Below are 18,762 nucleotides of genomic sequence, written 5' to 3' on the forward strand. Positions count from 1 at the left end.
TTGTGGCAATTATGCGGCCAGTCCGGCGGCAAAGTGCTGCGCCCGGCGGGCGCAGCACGCAGATCCGTCAGCCGGCCTGGCTGACGCGCGCGATCGCCTGGACGAGCTTGTCCTTCTGGCCCTTGAGATCAGCGAGCTTTTCCCGCTCGGCCGCCACCACGTCAGGCTTGGCATTGGCCACGAATTTCTCGTTGGCAAGCTTGCCCTCGATCTTGTCGAGATCGGCCGCGATTTTCGCCAAGGCCTTTTCCAGACGCGCCTTTTCCGCACCAAGATCGATCAGGTCGCCGAGCGGCAGGCAGGCCGTCGCTTCCCCGACCACGATCTGCGCGGAGCCGGCCGGCACCGTGGCTGCAGTGACGATGTCGCTCACCCGCGCCAGCCGCTTGATTGCCGGGTCATGGCGCGCGAGCCGCTCCTCGGTGGCGGCATTGGCGCCCACCATCACCAGCGGCGCCTTGGCCGCCGGCGGCACGTTCATTTCCGCACGCACCGAGCGCAGGCCCGAGACGAGGTCGATCAGCCAGTTGATCTCGCCGGCCGCATCCTCGTCAGCAAAGCCGGGTTCCGGCCATTCGGCGTGGCAGGCAAGACCGGCATCGGAACCGGCCAGATGCGCCCACAGCTCTTCGGTCATGAACGGCATGAACGGATGCAGGAGCTTGACCGATTCCGCCAGCACATGGGCGGCACAGGCCCGTGCCTCCACCTTGGCGGCTTCGTCCTCGCCGTTGAAGACGGGCTTCAGGAGTTCGAGATACCAGTCGCAGACCTGGTTCCAGACAAAGCGGTAGAGCGCGCCGGCCGCCTCGTTGAACTTGTAGGCCTCGATTGCCGCCTTGACCTCCGCCGCGGTGCGGGAGAGTTCGGTCAGGATCCAGCGGTTGATGGTGAGCTTGGCCGACCCCGGATCGAAATCCGGGTCGAGCACCGCCCCGTTCATGTCGGCAAAGCGGGTGGCGTTCCAAAGCTTGGTGCCGAAATTGCGGTAGCCCGCGATGCGCGCGGGATCGAGTTTCACGTCCCGGCCCTGCGCCGCCATGATCGCCAGCGTGAAGCGAAGCGCGTCGGCACCGTATTCGTCGATCAGCGCCAGCGGGTCGATCACGTTGCCCTTGGACTTCGACATCTTGGCGCCGTCCTTGTCGCGCACCAGCGCGTGCACATAGACGGTGTGGAACGGCTCTTCCTCCATGAAGTGCAGCCCCATCATCATCATCCGGGCAACCCAGAAGAAGATGATGTCGAAACCGGTGACCAGCACGTCGGTCTGGTAGTAGCGCGCAAGTTCGGGTGTCTTCTCGGGCCAGCCGAGCGTCGAGAACGGCCACAGCGCCGAGGAGAACCAGGTGTCGAGCACGTCCTCGTCGCGGGTCAGGATCTCGCCCGGCTGGAAATTCTCGAGCTTCTCCTCGACCCAGGCCTTCCACGGGCCTTCATGGGCGATGTAGTGCTGCACGGCGGCCTCGAGCGCGGTCTCTTCGTCCTTCTCGACGAAGACCTGCCCGTCCGGCCCGTACCAGGCCGGGATCTGGTGGCCCCACCACAATTGCCGCGAGATGCACCAGGGCTGGATGTTTTCCATCCACTCGAAATAGGTCTTTTCCCAGGATTTGGGCACGAAATTGGTGCGGCCCTCGCGCACGCTCTCGATCGCAGGCTTGGCGAGCTCGGCGGCATTGACATACCACTGGTCAGTCAGGAACGGCTCGATCGGCACGCCGCCGCGGTCGCCATGGGGCACCATGTGGGTGTGCGGCTCGATATGGTCGAGCAGCCCGATCTCCTCCATCTTGGCGACGATCACCTTGCGCGCGGCAAAGCGGTCCATGCCGTCGAGTTCCTCGATCACCTCGATCAGCTTGCCCTCGACCTTGAGACCTTCGAGAAAGTCGTCATTGTCCTTGAGCGTGATCTGCGCGTCGGTGGTCAGGATGTTGATCGCCTTGAGGCCGTGGCGCTTGCCCACCTCGAAGTCGTTGAAATCATGGGCCGGCGTGATCTTGACCGCGCCCGATCCCGCGGTCTCGTCGGCATAGTCGTCGCCCACGATCTCGATGCGACGGCCGACCAGCGGCAGGATCACATGCCTGCCGATCAGGTCCTTGTAGCGCACGTCCTCGGGATTGACCGCCACCGCGGTGTCGCCAAGCATGGTCTCGGGCCGCGTGGTGGCGACGATGATGTAGTCGCGCGTCTCGTAGGTGTAGGTGTCGGTTTCCTCGTCATGGCTGACGGGATGCTCGTAGGTCACGCCGTCGGCAAGCGGATAGCGGAAATGCCACAGATTGCCCTGAACCTCGATCTGCTCGACCTCGAGATCGGAAATCGCGGTCAGGAGCTTCGGGTCCCAATTGACCAGCCGCTTGTCCTTGTAGATGAGACCTTCCTTGTAAAGGCTCACAAACACTTCGAGAACCGCCTGCGACAGTCCCTCGTCCATGGTGAAGCGCTCGCGCGACCAGTCGCAGGATGCGCCCAGCCGCTTGAGCTGGTTGAAGATCATCCCGCCGGATTCGTCCTTCCACTCCCAGACGCGCTCGACGAAGGCGTCGCGGCCCATGGCGTGGCGATCGGGCTGCTGCCGCTCGGCGAGCTGCCGTTCGACCACCATCTGCGTGGCGATGCCGGCATGGTCCATGCCCGGCTGCCACAACACGTCGCGGCCGCGCATGCGCTGAAACCGCACCAGGATGTCCTGCAGCGTGTTGTTGAGCGCGTGGCCCATGTGCAGCGAACCGGTCACGTTCGGCGGCGGGATGACGATGCAGTACGGATCCGCCCCGGATTTCGCGCCGGCGCCGGCCGCAAAGGCATTGGCCTCGGCCCAGCGGGTGGCGATTTTCGGCTCGACGGCCGAGGCGTCATAGGTCTTGTCAAGCATGTCGGGTCTCCGTACTCCGGGATTGCCTTCGCTGTAGAGCCGTTTGCAAGCCAAGGTCAAGCCGCAACGGCGTCGCCCCCGCCTCGAAGCGGGTCGCGCCATTCCTTCAAGGATCGCCGGCTGCTCGCAGCTTCTTGAAGCCTTTGCACGCCTTGGCGGCAGCAGGTTTCTTGCCGGCCCTGTCGCGCGCTTCGACCGAGAAATGGCAGCGATTCTTTCGCGGCGGGCACGGCCCGTTGGGGCGCAACGCATGGCAAGGAAGCAAGTTCCTCGCGGTGCAGGCCATCATCGCCTGTGCGTGCGGCCTGTCGACCATGCGGGGATCAGCCTGTCCCTTGGCTTCGCCCTGCCCTTATGAATATTGGAGAGGAAAGTCCGGTGCTGGCTTCTGATCGGACCATTACCCGATCAGCCCCGGGCCGCAACGCACAGATCTCGCGATGCTTCTGCAACAATATCGACAAGCATCGGCACCGCAATCGCGATGCGCCTGGCGAGCCCGACGTCAGGATTCCTCCGGCGCGACAGGCGGAAGGTGCAGTTATCCCCCTACCCGCACCGGCGATCCATGGTCCTTCGCCTTAGCGGCGGTTGCCGCGGGACACCCGTTCGATTTCCTCGCGCACCAGACGTTCGACCAGCGTCGGCAGATTGTCGTCGAGCCATTGCGTGAGCATCGGCCGCAGCATTTCCTCGGCGATCTCGTCGAAGGAACGGGTCTGGCCGGCCGCAAGCGCCGCATTGAGCTCGCCGAAGGCTGCCGCAACCTTCTCCCCGGTCTGCAGGGAAACGAGCTGTCCACCCGCCTCCGGCTGCCCCGGCGCTTCCGCTGCGGAAATCCCGCGCGGCGCATCGGCCGTGTGATCGGCCGGACGGACAGTCGCGGTCTGGCTTGCAGCACCAGCGTGGCGGCCATCCTCGTCACCCGCATCCGCGTCGGACCGGCCTTGCGCCTTGACCGGCTCGTTCGAGGTCAGCGCCTTGCGCAGCTCTTCGCTAGCGGCATCGTCGATTTCCGCAACGATCCGCACATTTGCGACGCTCGCCACGGGTGCGGACGATGCCTGGCCGACGAAGGACTGGCCGGCAAAAGCGGGGGCGGCAGGCGACATATCCTGGTGCGAGGCGGAGCGCGCGAGAGCCGCCACTTCGGCAAGCGAGACCGGCCGTGCGACCGGCTGCTCGTGCCTGACGGCCTGGGGCTCTTCCCGCTCGGCGTGCTGCACCGCAGGCTCGTCGTTCCCCGCATCGGCCTCGTCCACCTCGGTCTCGTGGTGGTCGGAATAGGCGTGCTCGGTGTCGTAATCCTGCGCTGAGGCATGGGATGCGGTCGCGTGGCCGCCGTCTGCCGCAGGTTCGTTGTTCTCGATGATCCTGCGAATGGAAGCCAAAATCTCTTCCATCGACGGTTCGCGCTGCGCGCCAGCCTGTCCCATGATTACGCTCCGTTACACTTGCCGCCGGGTTCGTGCCATCCGGCGAATCACCTTGACAGTGTACGTCATCGGTTGTGGCTTGAGAATCAGGACGGCCAAAGCTTCTGCCGTCATGCACAGAATTTCCCCGTCACCGCCTGCGGCCAGGACCGAAGCCACTCCGGCTCTTGGGGCCGAAAGCAATGTGCGCCCCCGAGGGGCGCACACATGCGTTCTGTCATGGGGATTTGAAAGCATGTGCCGGTCAGGCGTCATCGCCTGACCAAAACACCTCAGCGTCCGTCGACGGTGCGCAGGCCGTACCAGCGGTCCTTGGTGGCTTCGTAGTGCTCTTCCGCGCGGTAATTGGCCACCTGCAGCCCCAGGCGATCGATGGTCAGCTTGCCGGTGGCGGCAAGCACGGAATAGCTCGCCACGATCGCGTTGCGCTCGGATTCGGAAATGGCTTCCTTGGCATCAAGCACGGTCTGCTGCGCGTTGAGCACGTCGAGCGTGGTGCGCTGCCCGACGCGGCGCTCTTCGACCACGCCGTTCAGCGCGAGATTGGCGGCCGACAGCTGTGCCTTGTTGGCCTGGATCAGCGCGAGCGAGGCTTCCATCTGGGTCCAGGAGGACACCACCGACTGTTCGATGGCGCGGCGGGCCGAATCGACCAGGATCCGCTGCTGGCCGAGCTTTTCCTTGGCCTGGCGCACCTTTGCCGAAGCCGCGCCGCCCTGATAGATCGGGATCGACACCCGGGCCTGCACCTGTGCGTTGTCGGTGCCGCCGTCTCCGCGACCGACACTGCCGCTGACCGTGACGCCGGGCAGGAACGTGCCTTCCTCGGATTTGACGGCATAGCCGGCCGCATCGACGCCGAACAGCGCCGCGAGAACCGTCGGATGCTCGGTCGTGCCCTGCGCCACCGCCGCGTCCAGCGAGGGCGGCAGCAGCTTGCGCGGCAGCGGTGCTGCCTGAAGCTTGCCCGGCACCGTGCCGACGATCTGCGCGTAGACTGCCACGCTGGATTTGGCCTGGGCGACGGCGGCGGTCAGGCTCGCGCGGGCACCGGCAAGCTGGGCCTCGGCGAGGCTCACATCGGTGCGCGTGCTCTCACCCACGTCGAAGCGGGCCTTGGCGGCGGAAAACTGCTCCTGAAGAAAGGCGATGTTCTGCTTGCGATAGACCACAATCTGGTTGTCGCGGTTGACATTGGCATAGGCCTGCACGGTGGCGAGCAGAATGTCGATTTCGGTGCCGCGCAGGTTTTCGCGGCCGGCAAAGACCTGGGCCTCGGCGGCGCGCACATTGTTGCGCGTCTGGAAGCCGTCAAAAAGGGTTTGCGTGATGGAAACGCCGACGCTCGCCGAATTGGTGACAAACCCGTTGGTGTTGACCGACGTCGTCAGTGCTTCCACGCCGACCGTCGGCCGGTAGCCCGATTTGGCGAGCGCAACGCCCTCGTCGGTCGCCCGGAGGCCGGCGCGCGCGGCGTTCAGGTCGGGGTTGTTTTCGTACGCCTTGGCCATGGCCTGATAGAGCGAGTCGGCAAACGCCGGCTGGGGCATGAAGGCCACCGCCGATATCAGTGCGAAACAGGCGAGCGATTTTTTGACAAAATACACGAGTTCATACTCCAGCGTGCGCGACTACGGAATACCGGGGCGGCGCAGGACACATTCATGGTGTTAACCACATATGAAGTCTTGCGCCGCCCCGCGCAATCAAACATGACGACACCGCCGCCACTAATCCCGGTCACGTTGCCGACGCGCAACAGCGCAAGCTGTCTGGTCGCGTCCCACCCAAGGCAAGCCCGGCTCAGAAAACGAATTCTTCGGCCTTCCGGAACCCTGGAAGCGGCTGAATTGAAACATTGAATGCGGGCCGGCCGGAGACCTCGCCCGCGTCCTTGACAAAAAGATGTGCCTGCGCGGAAAGGCCCGAGCCGATGGCGGCCACGAGCCGGCCGCCTTCGCGCAGCTGGTCGAAAAGCGCCTCAGGCACGTATTCCACCGCGCCGTTGAAAAAGATCAGGTCGTAGGGACCCTCGGCCGCATATCCCTTTTCGAGATCGCCGGTCACCACCGCGACATTGTCATAGCCGCTTTCGCTCAGCAGCCTGCCCGAAGCCTCGGCCAGCGCCGCATCGCTTTCGAGCGCCACCACCGAACCGGCCAGCAGCGAGAGGATCGCGGCGGTATAGCCCGAACCGCAACCGATCTCGAGCACCACATGGTCGCGCGAGACCGCGGCCAACTGCAGCATCTTGGCCAGAGGCGACGGCTCCATCATGTAGCGGCCGACACCGTCGGTCTCGCCGATCTTGAGGTCGGAGTCGATATAGGCCAGCGGCTTGAGCGGCGTCGGAACGAATTCCTCGCGCGCCACCGTCAGGAATGCCTTCAGCACCGAATGCGAGGTGACATCCGTCGTGCGGATCTGGTTGTCCACCATTTTCTGGCGCGCAGATTGATAGTCGGTGCCCATTCGGTCTCTCCGATGCATCTCTTCTGGCGCTTCAATAGAGTGCCGTTTGCCGAGATTCAAGCCGAACCGCGCCGCAAGGCCGCGAATTCACCGATTTCGCACCGACCGGTTTTCACCGCGCCGGCATGGGGCTGCGACAGGAAAGCCACCCGGGGCCTGCATATGCCCCTTGCGCCGCGCCGATTCTCCGTCTATTTGCCTGCCGTCCGGTCAATGAACGGACACGAGGCCTCGTGGCGGAGTGGTTACGCAGAGGACTGCAAATCCTTGCACCCCGGTTCGATTCCGGGCGAGGCCTCCACCTCTTCCTTTCTTAGCAGACACACTGCCGACCGGTTGCTGCCGCGCGGTCGCGCTTTGCCATGACCGGGTACGGGATCGGCATATAGGCATGCGCGCCCTGCCCCACGGCGGAATCGTCAGGCGTCAGGCTCCCGGGCCGCCGGCCCATCGCCATCCGCCATGCCGCGGGCGGGCGCGGACCGCGCCGGGCGCCTGTTGCCGCGGCGCTCCATGCGCACCACCAGCGCACGCCGCCAGCGCCGGACGGCCGGCAGGTCCTGCGACAGCACCAGAAGCCCAAGGGGAATCATCCAGAAGCCGAGCACGGGCAGAAATCCGAGCATGCCGCCGATGACGAGAGCGATTCCCAGCACGATTCGGGTGCGGGCGCGCTGCGGAAGCTGAAACTTCCTCGTTCCTATCCACACTTCGCCGCGCGCGGCGTTGAACTGAAAAATCGGGGATTTGGCCATGGTACGGGGCGGATATCCGGGGTTTGCGGGGCATTGTTGTCGATACCGGAAGATGGGGCTGCGGGGGGCCTGCTGCAAGTAAGAGAGATTTTCTTCAAAAAGCCCTTGGCAAATCGGAGAGGCATTTGTTATAGGCCGCTCACGCTGCTTGAGGCAGTGTTCCCCGGTAGCTCAGTGGTAGAGCAATCGACTGTTAATCGATCGGTCGCTGGTTCGAATCCGGCCCGGGGAGCCAAATTCCAGATTTCCTGACATTCGCTCCATTCGCCCCGCCCGCCGCGCGCTTTCGCGCCGGCCTGACGGGGCTTTTTGCCGGTCAGCGATCCGCCTTGACCGGCGCGCAAGTGTTTCTCGCCACCCCACTGCGTCCGATTGCCGCCATCGTGTGGAAAACACGCGACTTTTTGTGAAACTTCTGATCCGGTTTTTCCGTAGCTCCGTATGAGACAATCAAAAGACATGGCGATTTTCGCCCACAAGGACACAACGCTCCGGGATGGAACAGGACAGCGACATTTTCGACCAGCCGGCCCTGGTGTGGTTTCGCGCGGATCTGAGGACCGCGGACAATGCCGCCTTGCGCGCGGCGTGCCGGCACAGCGCGGTCGTGCCCGTCTTCATCCGCGAAAATCCCTCGCCTGCGCGTCCGCTCGGCGGGGCGCGGGCGTGGTGGCTGCATCATTCGCTGGCAAGCCTTGCCGCCCGGCTTGAGAAGCTCGGAGCCCCGCTGCTGCTGCTCACCGGCGATCCGGCCCGGCTGATTCCCGAGCTCGCGGCCTCGACCGGCGCCTCGGCCGTCTACTGGAATCGCCGCTACGACCCGGCCTTTCAGGAAGCGGATGCCGGGCTCAAGGCCCATCTTGCCGATAGGGGAATCGTCACCGAGAGCTTTGCCGGGCAGCTGCTGCACGAGCCCACCCGGCTGCGCACCGGCGGCGGCGTGCCCTACAAGGTCTACACCCCGTTCTGGCGGGCGATGGAGCTCGGCATCGAAGACTGCCGGCCGTTGCCGGCGCCGGATCACCTGCCGGGACGCCCTGCCGACGGCGTGCCGGATTGCGAAGCGCTCGAGAGCTGGCAGTTGCACCCGTTCAAGCCGGACTGGTCCGGGGGCCTTCAGGAAACCTGGACGCCAGGCGAGGACGGCGCCCATGCCCGGCTCGCCGTTTTCCTCGACCAGCGGCTGCAAGGCTATGCGGAGCGCCGCGACATCCCCGGCAAGCCCACCACATCCGGTCTTTCGCCGCATCTGGCGACCGGCGAGATCACGCCGGCGCAGATCATCGAGGCGCTTTCACAGTCGGATGCCCCCGCCGCGCCGGATGACCGCAGCAAATTCCGCAAGGAAGTGGGCTGGCGTGAATTCGCCTGGCATCTCCTGGTCAACGACCCGGACCTCGTCACCTCCAACCACAATCCGAAATTCGACGACTTTCCCTGGAGCGACAACGCCGCGGCGCTCGCGGCCTGGCAGAAGGGCATGACCGGCTATCCGATCGTCGATGCCGGCATGCGCGAACTCTGGCAGACCGGCTGGATGCACAACCGTGTGCGCATGGTCGTGGCCTCCTTCCTGACCAAGCACCTGCTGATCGACTGGCGCCAGGGCGAAGCCTGGTTCTGGGATACGCTGGTGGATGCCGACCCGGCTTCCAATGCCGTGAGCTGGCAATGGGTGGCGGGCTCCGGCGCCGATGCCGCGCCCTATTTCCGCATCTTCAACCCCGTGCTCCAGGGCGAGAAATTCGACGCCGACGGCGCCTATGTGCGCCGCTACGTGCCGGAGCTCAAGGACATGCCCGACAGGTTTTTGCACAAGCCCTGGGACGCGCCCGACGAGGTATGTCTGGCGGCGGGTGTACAACTTGGCGTAACCTATCCCAAGCCCATCGTGGACCATCAGGCAGCGCGCGACCGCGCGCTTGCCGCCTACAACAAGATCAAGGATGCCGCATGAACGTTCACCACTCGCCCCAACCCGCCAAAACCGGCCCCGATCGCCTGAAGATCGCCGTGATCGGCTCTGGCATCTCGGGGGCGTCGGCAGCCTGGGCACTGCATCCGTTCCACGACGTTACGGTCTATGAATCCGACACCCGTCCGGGCGGCCATACCGCCACCGTGGACATCGATTACAAGGGCGTTCCGGTCTCGGTGGACACCGGCTTCATCGTCTACAACGAGCTCAACTACCCGAACCTGACGGCGCTGTTTTCGCATCTCGACGTCAAGACCCATGACAGCGACATGAGTTTTGCGCTGTCGCTCGATTACGGCAAGCTCGAATGGGGCGGCGACAACCTGTCGACCCTGTTCGCGCAGAAGCGCAACCTGTTGCGCCCCTCCTTCATCCTGATGCTGCGCGAGATCCTGCGCTTCAACAAGATCTGCCTGAAGGATCGAGCCGATGGCCATCTCGCCGCCCGCTCGATCGGCGACTATCTCAACTGGCGCGGCTTCTCCCCGGGCTTCACCAACAATTACCTGGTGCCGATGGCGGCGGCGATCTGGTCGACGCCGGCCAAGCGGATGCTCGAGTTCCCGGCCACGCATTTCGTGAATTTCTTCGAGAACCACCGGCTGATCCATTCCGAACGGCCGGTCTGGCGCACGGTGACCGGCGGCAGCCGCAACTACCTGCAAAAGCTGCTGGCCCCGCTCGGCGCGCGCGTGAAACTCGGCTGCGGCGCGGTGTCGGTCCGCCGCTCGGCCACGGGCGTCGACATCCTCGATGCGACCGGCCATTCGGCCAGCTACGACAAGGTGATTCTCGCCTGCCACACCGACCAGGCGCTGGCCATGCTCGACCGGCCGAGCGACGAGGAGCGCGAAATCCTGACCGCGATCCCCTACAGCGCCAACCGGGTGATCCTGCACCGCGACGAGCGGCTGATGCCGGTGCGTAAGAAAATCTGGGCCTCATGGAACTATCTGCGCTCGTCCGACCCGCGCAGCGACGCCAATGTCGCCGTCTCCTACTGGATGAACCGGCTGCAGGGCATCGATGCGTCAAAGCCCTTGTTCGTGACGCTCAATCCCGACCGCGAACCGCTTCCTGGCACCGTGTTTGGCGAATACAGTTACGACCATCCCCAGTTCGGCACCGACGCCATGCAGGTGCAGGCGCGCCTCAAGGCCATCCAGGGCGACAACAACACCTATTTCGCCGGCGCCTGGACAGGCTACGGCTTCCATGAGGACGGGCTGAGTTCGGGCATCGCCGCCGCCGAAGCGCTCGGCGCGACCCTGCCGTGGCGCTCAGGCTCCGCGACCGCCGCCGCGCCGGTGGCCTGAGCATGAACGCGCCACTCGACCATCGTCGCCTCGAGGCCACGACCGACCGGCCGGCCGCGGCTCTTTATGTCGGCGACGTCATGCACCAGCGCATGAAGCCCGTGGGACACCGGTTCCGCTACAGGGTGTATTCGCTGCTGATCGATCTCGACCGGCTCGAGGAGGCCGACAGGCTGTCGCCCCTGTTTTCGGTCAATCGCGCCAATGTGGTGGCGTTCCACGAGGCCGATCACCTGCGCGGCGCACAGGCGCCGTCGCTGCGCACCCATATCGACCGGCTGCTCGAAGAGGCAGGCCTGCCGGAACGCGCAGCCCGCATCGAACTTGCCTGCTACCCGCGCCTGTTCGGACAGGTGTTCAACCCGCTCTCGGTCTATTATGCCTATGGCGCGGCCGGAGAGCCGCTCGCCCTTGTCTACGAGGTGCGCAACACCTTCGGCGAGAGCCACACCTATGCCTGCCGGATCGAAGACAAGGACCTGACGCCCGCGGGGATACGCCAGAGCCGGTCGAAGATCTTCTACGTCTCGCCCTTCATCGATCTGGCGATGCGCTACAATTTCAGGATGAACCTGCCCGGCGAGCAGATCAAATGGCGCATTCTCGAAACCGATGCCGGCGGTCCGCTGCTCGCGGCCACCTACAACGGCGCGCGACGGGCCCTTTCGACCAGGTCGATTCTCGCTTGCCTCTTGCAGTTTCCGCTTTTGACATGGAAGATTGTCGGCGGCATTCACTACGAAGCCCTCATATTGTGGCTGAAGGGAATGCGCCACGTGCCCCGACCGGCCCCGCCTCCCCGCGCGAGTTTTCGCGACGAGGCGAATTTCGAGAACCATGCGGCGGAGCCGTGAGTGACAACCACCTGTCGAGACGGAGGAGGCTGCTCTCATGAAGACTGAAGCCACCTGGACTGAACATGCACACGCCGTAAAGCTGTCCACCGACAACCTGTCGGCCTATTTGCGCGGGCTTCCGGCAAAGGCCAAGATGGCGCTGCGCGGATTGCTGCATCTGGGGCACGGCCGCCTGCAGATCCGCATGCCCGACGGCCGCACCGTGCTGATCGAGGGCCGCACCGAGGGACCGGAGGCGGTGCTGATCCTGCACAACTGGAACCTCGCGCAGCGGGCGCTGGCCGGCGGCACCATCGGGGTCGCCGAATCCTATATCGACGGCGACTGGGAAAGCCCGGACGTGACGGCCTTTCTCGAGCTGTTCCTGGTCAATCTCGAGGTCGGCGACTCGCTTGCCGGCGGCGCGCGCGGCGTGGCCCGCATCCTCGAGAAGATCCGCCACTGGCTCAACTCGAATTCGCGCGCCCAAGCGCGCAAGAACATTTCCGCCCATTACGATCTCGGCAACGCCTTCTATTCGAAGTGGCTCGACGAGACCATGACCTACTCCTCCGCCCTCTACCAGGAAGGCGCCAACGATCTCGCCAGCGCCCAGACCGCCAAATACCGTGCGCTCGCCGAAGCCACGGGCCTGAAGGCAGGCGACCATGTGCTCGAGATCGGTTGCGGCTGGGGCGGTTTTGCCGAATTCGCCGCGCGCGAAGTCGGCTGCCGCGTGACCGGGCTCACGATCTCGCGCGAGCAGCTGGCATTCGCCCGCGAGCGCATCGAAAGGGCCGGTCTCAGCGACCGGGTCGAGCTTCGCTTCCAGGATTACCGCGACGAAACCGGCCGCTATGACGGCGTGGTCTCGATCGAGATGTTCGAGGCGGTGGGCGAAAAATACTGGCCGGTCTATTTCTCCAAGCTCCGCGAGTGCCTCAAGCCCGGCGGCAAGGCCGGCCTGCAGATCATCACCATCAAGCCCGAAGCCTACGAGACCTATCGCGCCAATCCCGATTTCATCCAGCGCTACGTGTTCCCCGGCGGCATGCTGCCGACCGAGAACCATCTGACCTCGCTGGGTGAGGCAGCCGGGCTCAAGCTCGTCGGCCACCGCGCCTTCGGCGCCGACTACGGCCGCACGCTTGCTGAATGGCGCGAGCGGTTCTGGTCCGTCTGGCCCGAGATCGAGCCGCTCGGCTTCGATCTGAGGTTCAAGCGGCTGTGGGAATTCTACATGTATTACTGCGAGGCGGGCTTCCGCTCCGGCCACATCAATGTCCGGCAGGTGGTCTACAGCTAGGCACGGGCGCCGGCCCACGCCAGAGCTGGCTGACGCAGTGAACCGCAGCGGCGGCGAAGGCGTAGAAAGGGGACTATCAACCTGTCCCGGATCTTCGCGGGGCCGCTCTCCCCGGATGGTTTCGTGACCGAATCCAGAGACACCCGCTCCGCGCTCCCAGGCTCCCCCCGCACGCTGGGCTGGCCCAGGCTTCTCGCCTATGCGCTGCCCGCGATTCCGCTCGCGGCGCTGACGCTGCCGCTCTATGTGCTGGTCCCGACCTTCTACACCGAAACCTTGGGGCTGCCGCTTGCCTCCGTCGGCTTCGCCCTTCTGGTCGTGCGGATCTTCGATGCCGTCAACGATCCGCTGATCGGCTGGGCGGCGGACCGGTTCCGCCCCCGCTTCGGCCGCCGCCGCGCCCTGTTCGCGCTGAGCCTGCCGCTGACGGCGATCTCCGCCTTCATGCTGTTCTGGCCGCCCACGGACGCCTCGATCGCCTGGCTGGTGGGGTGGGGCTTGATGCTTTCGCTCGGCTACACCGCGGCGCTGATCCCGTTTTCCGCCTGGGGCGCGGAACTTGCGACCGACTATCACGGCCGGTCCCGCATCACCGGCTGGCGCGAAGGGTTCACGCTGGTCGGAACCCTGATCGCGATCGCCCTGCCCTTCACGATCGGCTTCGACAAAGCCGACGGATTACACGGCCTCGCGCTGCTCGGCATCGTCATCCTTTTGGCGCTACCCCTGTTCGGTGCCTTCGCCATCATCGCCACGCCAGAGCCGGTCGAGCATTCGAAGACGCGGCTCAACCTCGCCTCCGGCCTCACCCATCTCGTGCGCAACAAGCCGTTCCTGCGCCTGATTGCGGCGTTCTTCCTCAACGGGCTCGCAAACGGCATTCCGGCGACACTGTTTCTCTATTTCGTCTCAGCCCGGCTCGGCCTGCCCGAAGCCCGCGGTCCGCTGCTGTTTCTCTATTTCCTCTGCGCGGTGGCGGGCGTGCCGGTTGCGACCTGGGCGGCCCGCCGGGTCGGCAAGCACCGCGCCTGGTGTTACGCCATGCTCGCGGCCTGCCTCGCCTTCGCGCCTGCCCCGCTGTTGCCCGAAGGCAGCCTGATAGCCTTTGCGGCGATCTGCGTTGTCACGGGCGTGCTGCTCGGCTTCGACCTTTCTTTGCCGCCGGCGATTCAGGCCGATGTGATCGACGTCGACACGGCCGCGTCCGGCGAACAGCGTTCCGGTATCTATTTCGCCGCCTGGAGCCTGTCGACCAAGCTCTCGCTTGCCGGCGGCGTCGGCATCATCTTCCCCGTGCTTGCGGGTTTCGGCTTCGATCCCGGAACCGCCTCCGGTGCGCAGACCGGCCTGACCGCGCTCGCGGTCGCCTATGCCTGGGTGCCGATCTGCGCCAAGCTGATCGCGATCGCGCTAATGTGGAATTTCCCGCTCGACGAGGCCGCCCAAAAGCGGCTCAGAACCAGCATCGAAGCCGGCTGACCTAAGCGTCAATCGGTTTCCAGCGGCCGCTTGCTCCAGCCCGTGGCCCGGTTCATCAGCGCGAAATAGGCCGGATAGGGCAGGAACTGCAGGAGTTTGAGCACATAGGTGAAGCGGCGCGGAAAGGTGATTTCGAACCCGTTCGACTTCAGCCCGCTTGCGATCCGATCGGCCGCGTCTTCGGGCTGCATCAAGGCCGGCATCTCGAAGGCGTTGTCGGCGGTGGCCGGCGTATCGACGAAACCCGGATTGATCACCTGGATGCGCACGCCCAACTTGTCGAGATCGAATTTCAGGCTTTCGGCCATGTTGATCAGCGCCGCCTTGGTCGCGCCATAGGCCGCACTCGTGGGCATGCCGCCATAGCCGGTCACCGAGGACACGATCGCGATTTGTCCGCGCCCACGCGGCTTCATCCGCTCGATCGCCGGCACCAGGCAATTGACCACGCCGCTCAGGTTGACCGCGAAGGTCTTGTCGAAGTCCTCGACCTTGAGGGTTTCGCCATGCACCGGCAGATAGACCCCGGCATTGAAGACGGCGAGCGCAAGCCCCCCACCCTCGGTGTCGATACGGCGCGCGACGGCGGCCATGGCGCCGCTGTCGGTCACATCCCCGGGGGCCGCGATGATCCGGCCCTTGAGCGGCTGGGCCTCCTTTTCGAGTTCGGCAAGCGCATCCGCGCTGCGCGCGGTCGCGTGCACCGTGAACCCCTCGCGCGCGAGCTTCAGCGCCAGCGCACGGCCGATGCCGCTTGAGGCGCCGGTCACCCAGGCAGATCCGTCGTTTGGCGTGGCCGAATAGGTGGTCATGGTTTCTCTCCAATGCAAAAACGTCCGAAGCTTGATACGCTCCGGACGCCCGTTCGGTTGCATTCGTTGTAACGATTTGCGTCCGGCGCTCAGCCGATGATGTCGCCGATCAGTTGCCGGAACGATCCGGTCAGCTTCAAAGGCGCATCCATCACCGCAAAGCCGATGCAGGGCCGGCCGAGATCGACACTGGGGCGGTGATCGACCGAATCGTCGGCAACCGAGATGTCGCCGCGCCGGTAATGGCCGCGCGCATCGCTGAACGCGCCGTCGAGCACCAGCGACAGCTCGCTGCCTTCATGGGTATGGGCCGGAACAGTCCGCCCGGGCTTGAGCCAGAACAGGCTGACATGGCAGCCCTCGATATCGCCGAGATCATATTCCCTGAACCCCGGCATGCGCGTGCGCCACGGCACGTCTTCGGCATCGAAGCCGACGAAATCATAGAGCGCCTTCGGAAACACCCTGTCCGCGGGAGACGCCGCGGCTTGCGCGGCGGCCGCTTGCGGCGCCTGCGAGGCAAGCACGGTCGCAAGCATCGCGTCCCGGTCGGCGAGCGGCGCCGGCTCGCATTGCATCAGTTCCAACCCGGCCATGGCTTCGAGGTCGCGGACCCTGATCCGGCTTTCCGGCTTGAGTTCGAGATGGGCCTCGACCAGCACCCGGGCCGGCGTCGGAAGCGTTCCGGCAACATAGCGCGCGAGCAGAGAGTCCAGTGTATCGATGTGTTCACGCACCATGCGGCCTTGACTCTCCATCCTTCGTCAGCGGTCACGGTCGCGGGGGCGCGGCACGCAGCTTCGCTGTCCTATATCGAAGTTTACGCGGAAAAGGACAATCCGGATCACAAAAACATCCTGTTTCGCATTTTAGCCATTTCGCGGAAAATATCACCCGTCGGGCAACCGCAGGCAAGCAGCTATTTCTTGCCACCGCCGGCTTGAGACGCCACAACTGACGACCTACTACGCTCGCTCTTCGGGGCGGGACCACGCCAATCATCACAGGATACGTCATGCCAGCCTATGATTCCGTACTCGATGCCATCGGCAACACTCCGCTTATCCGCTTGAACGCGGCGTCGGAAGCCACGGGCTGCACCATCCTGGGCAAGGCCGAGTTCCTCAATCCCGGCCAGTCGGTCAAGGACCGGGCCGCGCTCGAAATCATCCGCGACGCCGAATCGAAGGGGCTGCTCCGCCCCGGTGGCACCATCGTCGAAGGCACCGCCGGCAACACCGGCATCGGACTTGCGCTGGTCGCGCGCGCGCTCGGCTACCGCACCGTCATCGTCATCCCCGAGACCCAGAGCCAGGAGAAGAAGGACGCGCTTCGGCTGCTCGGCGCGGAACTGGTGGAGGTGCCCGCGGCGCCCTACAAGAACCCCAACAATTATGTCCGGCTTTCAGGACGGCTCGCCGAGCAGATCGCGGCGAGCGACCCGAATGGCGCGATCTGGGCCAACCAGTTCGACAACACCGCCAACCGTCAGGCGCATGTGAAGACGACCGCGCCCGAGATCTGGCGCGACACGCAAGGCAAGGTCGATGGCTTCATCTGCGCGGTCGGCTCGGGCGGCACGCTCGCCGGCGTCGCCGAAGGCCTGCGCGGCTTTTCCCCGGCCATCAAGATCGGCCTCGCCGATCCCGATGGCGCGGCGCTGCACAGCTTCTATTCGACCGGCGAGATGAAATCCTCTGGCGGTTCGATCACCGAAGGCATCGGCCAGGGCCGCATCACCGCCAATCTCGAAGGCTTCACGCCCGACATGTCGTTCAACATTCCCGATTCGGAAGCCATTCCGCTGGTGTTCGACCTGCTCGAGAACGAAGGCCTGTGCCTGGGCGGATCCTCGGGCGTCAATGTCGCCGGCGCCATCCGCATGGCCCGCGAGATGGGACCGGGCCACACCATCGTCACCGTGCTCTGCGACTACGGCAATCGCTACCAGTCGAAGCTGTTCAATCCGGAATTTCTTGCATCCAAGGGCCTGCCTGTGCCTGAATGGCTGACGCGGAAGAGTGCGCTCTCCGTGCCCTATGTCACTGAATAAGCCACGAAAGCCATTGCACCCATGCCGCTTCTCTTTCTCAAGGATGCCTATCTCTCCACCGCAGAAGCGCTCGTGACCGGCATCCGGGCCGACGGCGGCATCCTGTTGCACCAGACCTGCTTTTACGCGACCTCCGGCGGCCAGCCCGGCGACACGGGCTTTCTGGAGCGCGCCAATGGCGAGAAAATCATGATCGCCGCCACGGTGACCGGCGACACCAAGGCCGAGATCGTGCATCTGCCCGCCCCGGGCCAGCCGATGCCCGAGATCGGCGAACAGCTGGTGCTGCACATCGACTGGGACCGACGCTACAAGCTGATGCGCATGCACACCGCCTGCCACCTGCTCTCAGTCGTCTGCCCCTACCCGATCACCGGCGCCTCTGTCGGCGAAGAAGACAGCCGGGTCGATTTCGACATGTCGGAGACCATCGACAAGGCAGAGGTGACCGCAAAGCTGATGGACCTCGTCAACGGCAACCACCCGATCTCCTACACATGGATCTCGGAAGCCGAACTCGAGGCCAATCCGGGTATCGTCAAGTCCAAGAATGTCCGCCCGCCGCGCGGCCAGGGCAATATCCGGCTGGTCTGCATCGGCGAGAACTCCTCCATCGACAGCCAGCCCTGCGGCGGCACCCATGTGAGCGAGACCGCCGAAGTGGGCCAAATCCACATCGGCAAGATCGAGAAGAAGGGCAAGGAAAACCGCCGCTTCCGCATCCGCTTCGGACCGGCGCCGGAATAGGCCACGGCGCACGGCGGCCTGGTGCAGCCGCTCCATCGCCGGGATTTTACGAGAATCTTAACGGTTTGTTTGAGCCCGCGTTAAAGGCTGCGGGGATAGGAATGGACGCTGCGCACCGGTTGTCGATTGCTTCACGGCAACCCACCGGATGCGGTGTCCGGCCGCTCCCGGTCCCGGGCGTCAACTGTTGAGAACCGAACCGATGCCGTCCATTCAAGGTGCCACCTACCCGATCTCAGCCCTGGCCCAGAGCCAGGTGCCGGCTCCCCCCGCGCGCTCGGCCATGGCGGCGCCGCTGGCTGCGAAGCCGGAGGCGGTCTCGGCGCCCGTATCGGGCGAACGCACGCTCGTCTCCAACCGGGTCAACGCCTATCTGTCGACCGAGCGCTCCGGCGCGCCGCGCTCCGACCGGGACTCGGCCGATGGCGACGGCCGTGACGGCGAAGCCGACGAGAACGGCGTCCTCGACATGGACGAAGCGGCGACCTACAGGCCCGGCGCGCTCTACTGATCCGCCCTGCCGCTCCGAGCCTCTCCCGCGGGCGCGTCGCGCCCCCTCTCCCGCATCATCCCCGACGAACCGGTTGCTGCCGCATTGCCGCAAGCCGCGGCAATCGCCTATCCTCAGGCTTCAGCCCGATTGAAAGCGCTGATTCCCTGCCTTACACAGTGAGGCTCCCGACACGAG

At 65.0% G+C, this 18,762-nt stretch carries 15 protein-coding genes and 2 tRNA genes; 10 read left to right on the forward strand and 7 right to left on the reverse strand.

The annotated features are described in order from the left end of the window. Nucleotides 1–67: 67 nt before the first annotated feature. The 4 genes from AWJ14_RS04505 to AWJ14_RS04520 form a co-directional block, all read right to left on the reverse strand. Nucleotides 68–2,884, reverse strand: a complete 2,817-nt coding sequence (locus AWJ14_RS04505) for a valine--tRNA ligase (RefSeq protein ID WP_066175438.1) — start codon at nucleotides 2,882–2,884, stop codon at nucleotides 68–70. A 581-nt stretch (nucleotides 2,885–3,465) separates the two neighbouring features. Then, nucleotides 3,466–4,320, reverse strand: a complete 855-nt coding sequence (locus AWJ14_RS22135; RefSeq protein WP_066175441.1) for a DUF2497 domain-containing protein — start codon at nucleotides 4,318–4,320, stop codon at nucleotides 3,466–3,468. 272 nt (nucleotides 4,321–4,592) lie between these two features. Further along, nucleotides 4,593–5,927, reverse strand: coding sequence for a TolC family outer membrane protein (locus AWJ14_RS04515; protein ID WP_425349611.1), 1,335 nt, complete (start codon nucleotides 5,925–5,927; stop codon nucleotides 4,593–4,595). A 196-nt stretch (nucleotides 5,928–6,123) separates the two neighbouring features. After that, nucleotides 6,124–6,792, reverse strand: a complete 669-nt coding sequence (locus tag AWJ14_RS04520) for a protein-L-isoaspartate O-methyltransferase family protein (protein ID WP_066175444.1) — start codon at nucleotides 6,790–6,792, stop codon at nucleotides 6,124–6,126. 227 nt (nucleotides 6,793–7,019) lie between these two features. Here AWJ14_RS04520 and AWJ14_RS04525 point away from each other — a divergent pair. Continuing rightward, nucleotides 7,020–7,093: transfer RNA gene (locus AWJ14_RS04525), tRNA-Cys, on the forward strand. Between the two features lie 118 nt (nucleotides 7,094–7,211). Here AWJ14_RS04525 and AWJ14_RS04530 read toward each other — a convergent pair. Next, nucleotides 7,212–7,547 (reverse strand): hypothetical protein, encoded by a 336-nt coding sequence (locus AWJ14_RS04530; RefSeq protein WP_083220008.1) that lies wholly within the window; start codon nucleotides 7,545–7,547, stop codon nucleotides 7,212–7,214. Nucleotides 7,548–7,707: 160 nt separating this feature from the next. On the opposite strand from AWJ14_RS04530, the gene AWJ14_RS04535 reads away from it, so the two are divergent. From AWJ14_RS04535 to AWJ14_RS04560, 6 genes are all read left to right on the forward strand, one after another. Then, nucleotides 7,708–7,782: transfer RNA gene (locus AWJ14_RS04535), tRNA-Asn, on the forward strand. 261 nt (nucleotides 7,783–8,043) lie between these two features. After that, complete coding sequence (locus AWJ14_RS04540) at nucleotides 8,044–9,504, forward strand: cryptochrome/photolyase family protein (RefSeq protein ID WP_066175447.1); 1,461 nt, start codon at nucleotides 8,044–8,046, stop codon at nucleotides 9,502–9,504. Further along, nucleotides 9,501–10,841 carry an NAD(P)/FAD-dependent oxidoreductase gene (locus tag AWJ14_RS04545; protein ID WP_066175450.1) on the forward strand — a complete coding sequence of 447 codons (1,341 nt, stop codon included), beginning with the start codon at nucleotides 9,501–9,503 and terminating at the stop codon, nucleotides 10,839–10,841. Before AWJ14_RS04540 ends, AWJ14_RS04545 begins: the two co-directional genes overlap by 4 nt. Nucleotides 10,842–10,843: 2 nt before the next feature. Next, a complete protein-coding gene (locus tag AWJ14_RS04550; RefSeq protein ID WP_066175580.1) occupies nucleotides 10,844–11,695 on the forward strand; it encodes a DUF1365 domain-containing protein in 852 nt (283 codons plus the stop codon). 37 nt (nucleotides 11,696–11,732) lie between these two features. Then, entirely contained in the window at nucleotides 11,733–12,983 is a 1,251-nt protein-coding gene (locus tag AWJ14_RS04555; protein WP_066175455.1) for an SAM-dependent methyltransferase, read from the forward strand. Nucleotides 12,984–13,106: 123 nt separating this feature from the next. Beyond that, nucleotides 13,107–14,462 carry an MFS transporter gene (locus tag AWJ14_RS04560; protein WP_066175458.1) on the forward strand — a complete coding sequence of 452 codons (1,356 nt, stop codon included), beginning with the start codon at nucleotides 13,107–13,109 and terminating at the stop codon, nucleotides 14,460–14,462. A gap of 8 nt (nucleotides 14,463–14,470) precedes the next feature. Here the strand turns inward: AWJ14_RS04560 and AWJ14_RS04565 are convergent, their stop codons facing one another. Beyond that, the gene (locus tag AWJ14_RS04565; RefSeq protein WP_066175460.1) at nucleotides 14,471–15,274 is read right to left on the reverse strand and encodes an SDR family NAD(P)-dependent oxidoreductase; all 804 of its coding nucleotides are present in this window, start codon (nucleotides 15,272–15,274) and stop codon (nucleotides 14,471–14,473) included. 89 nt (nucleotides 15,275–15,363) lie between these two features. Continuing rightward, complete coding sequence (locus tag AWJ14_RS04570; RefSeq protein WP_066175463.1) at nucleotides 15,364–16,014, reverse strand: ChrR family anti-sigma-E factor; 651 nt, start codon at nucleotides 16,012–16,014, stop codon at nucleotides 15,364–15,366. A gap of 275 nt (nucleotides 16,015–16,289) precedes the next feature. On the opposite strand from AWJ14_RS04570, the gene AWJ14_RS04575 reads away from it, so the two are divergent. The 3 genes from AWJ14_RS04575 to AWJ14_RS04585 all read left to right on the forward strand — a co-directional run bounded on the left by AWJ14_RS04575 (nucleotide 16,290) and on the right by AWJ14_RS04585 (nucleotide 18,585). Then, nucleotides 16,290–17,327, forward strand: a complete 1,038-nt coding sequence (locus AWJ14_RS04575; RefSeq protein WP_066175466.1) for a cysteine synthase A — start codon at nucleotides 16,290–16,292, stop codon at nucleotides 17,325–17,327. 21 nt (nucleotides 17,328–17,348) lie between these two features. Next, on the forward strand, nucleotides 17,349–18,074 hold the full coding sequence (locus AWJ14_RS04580; protein WP_066175469.1) for an alanyl-tRNA editing protein: 726 nt from the start codon (nucleotides 17,349–17,351) through the stop codon (nucleotides 18,072–18,074). Between the two features lie 202 nt (nucleotides 18,075–18,276). Beyond that, the gene (locus tag AWJ14_RS04585; protein ID WP_066175472.1) at nucleotides 18,277–18,585 is read left to right on the forward strand and encodes a hypothetical protein; all 309 of its coding nucleotides are present in this window, start codon (nucleotides 18,277–18,279) and stop codon (nucleotides 18,583–18,585) included. Nucleotides 18,586–18,762: the final 177 nt, after the last annotated feature.

It is taken from the genome of Parahoeflea olei, from assembly GCF_001703635.1.
In the GTDB taxonomy this organism is placed as follows: domain Bacteria; phylum Pseudomonadota; class Alphaproteobacteria; order Rhizobiales; family Rhizobiaceae; genus Hoeflea; species Hoeflea olei.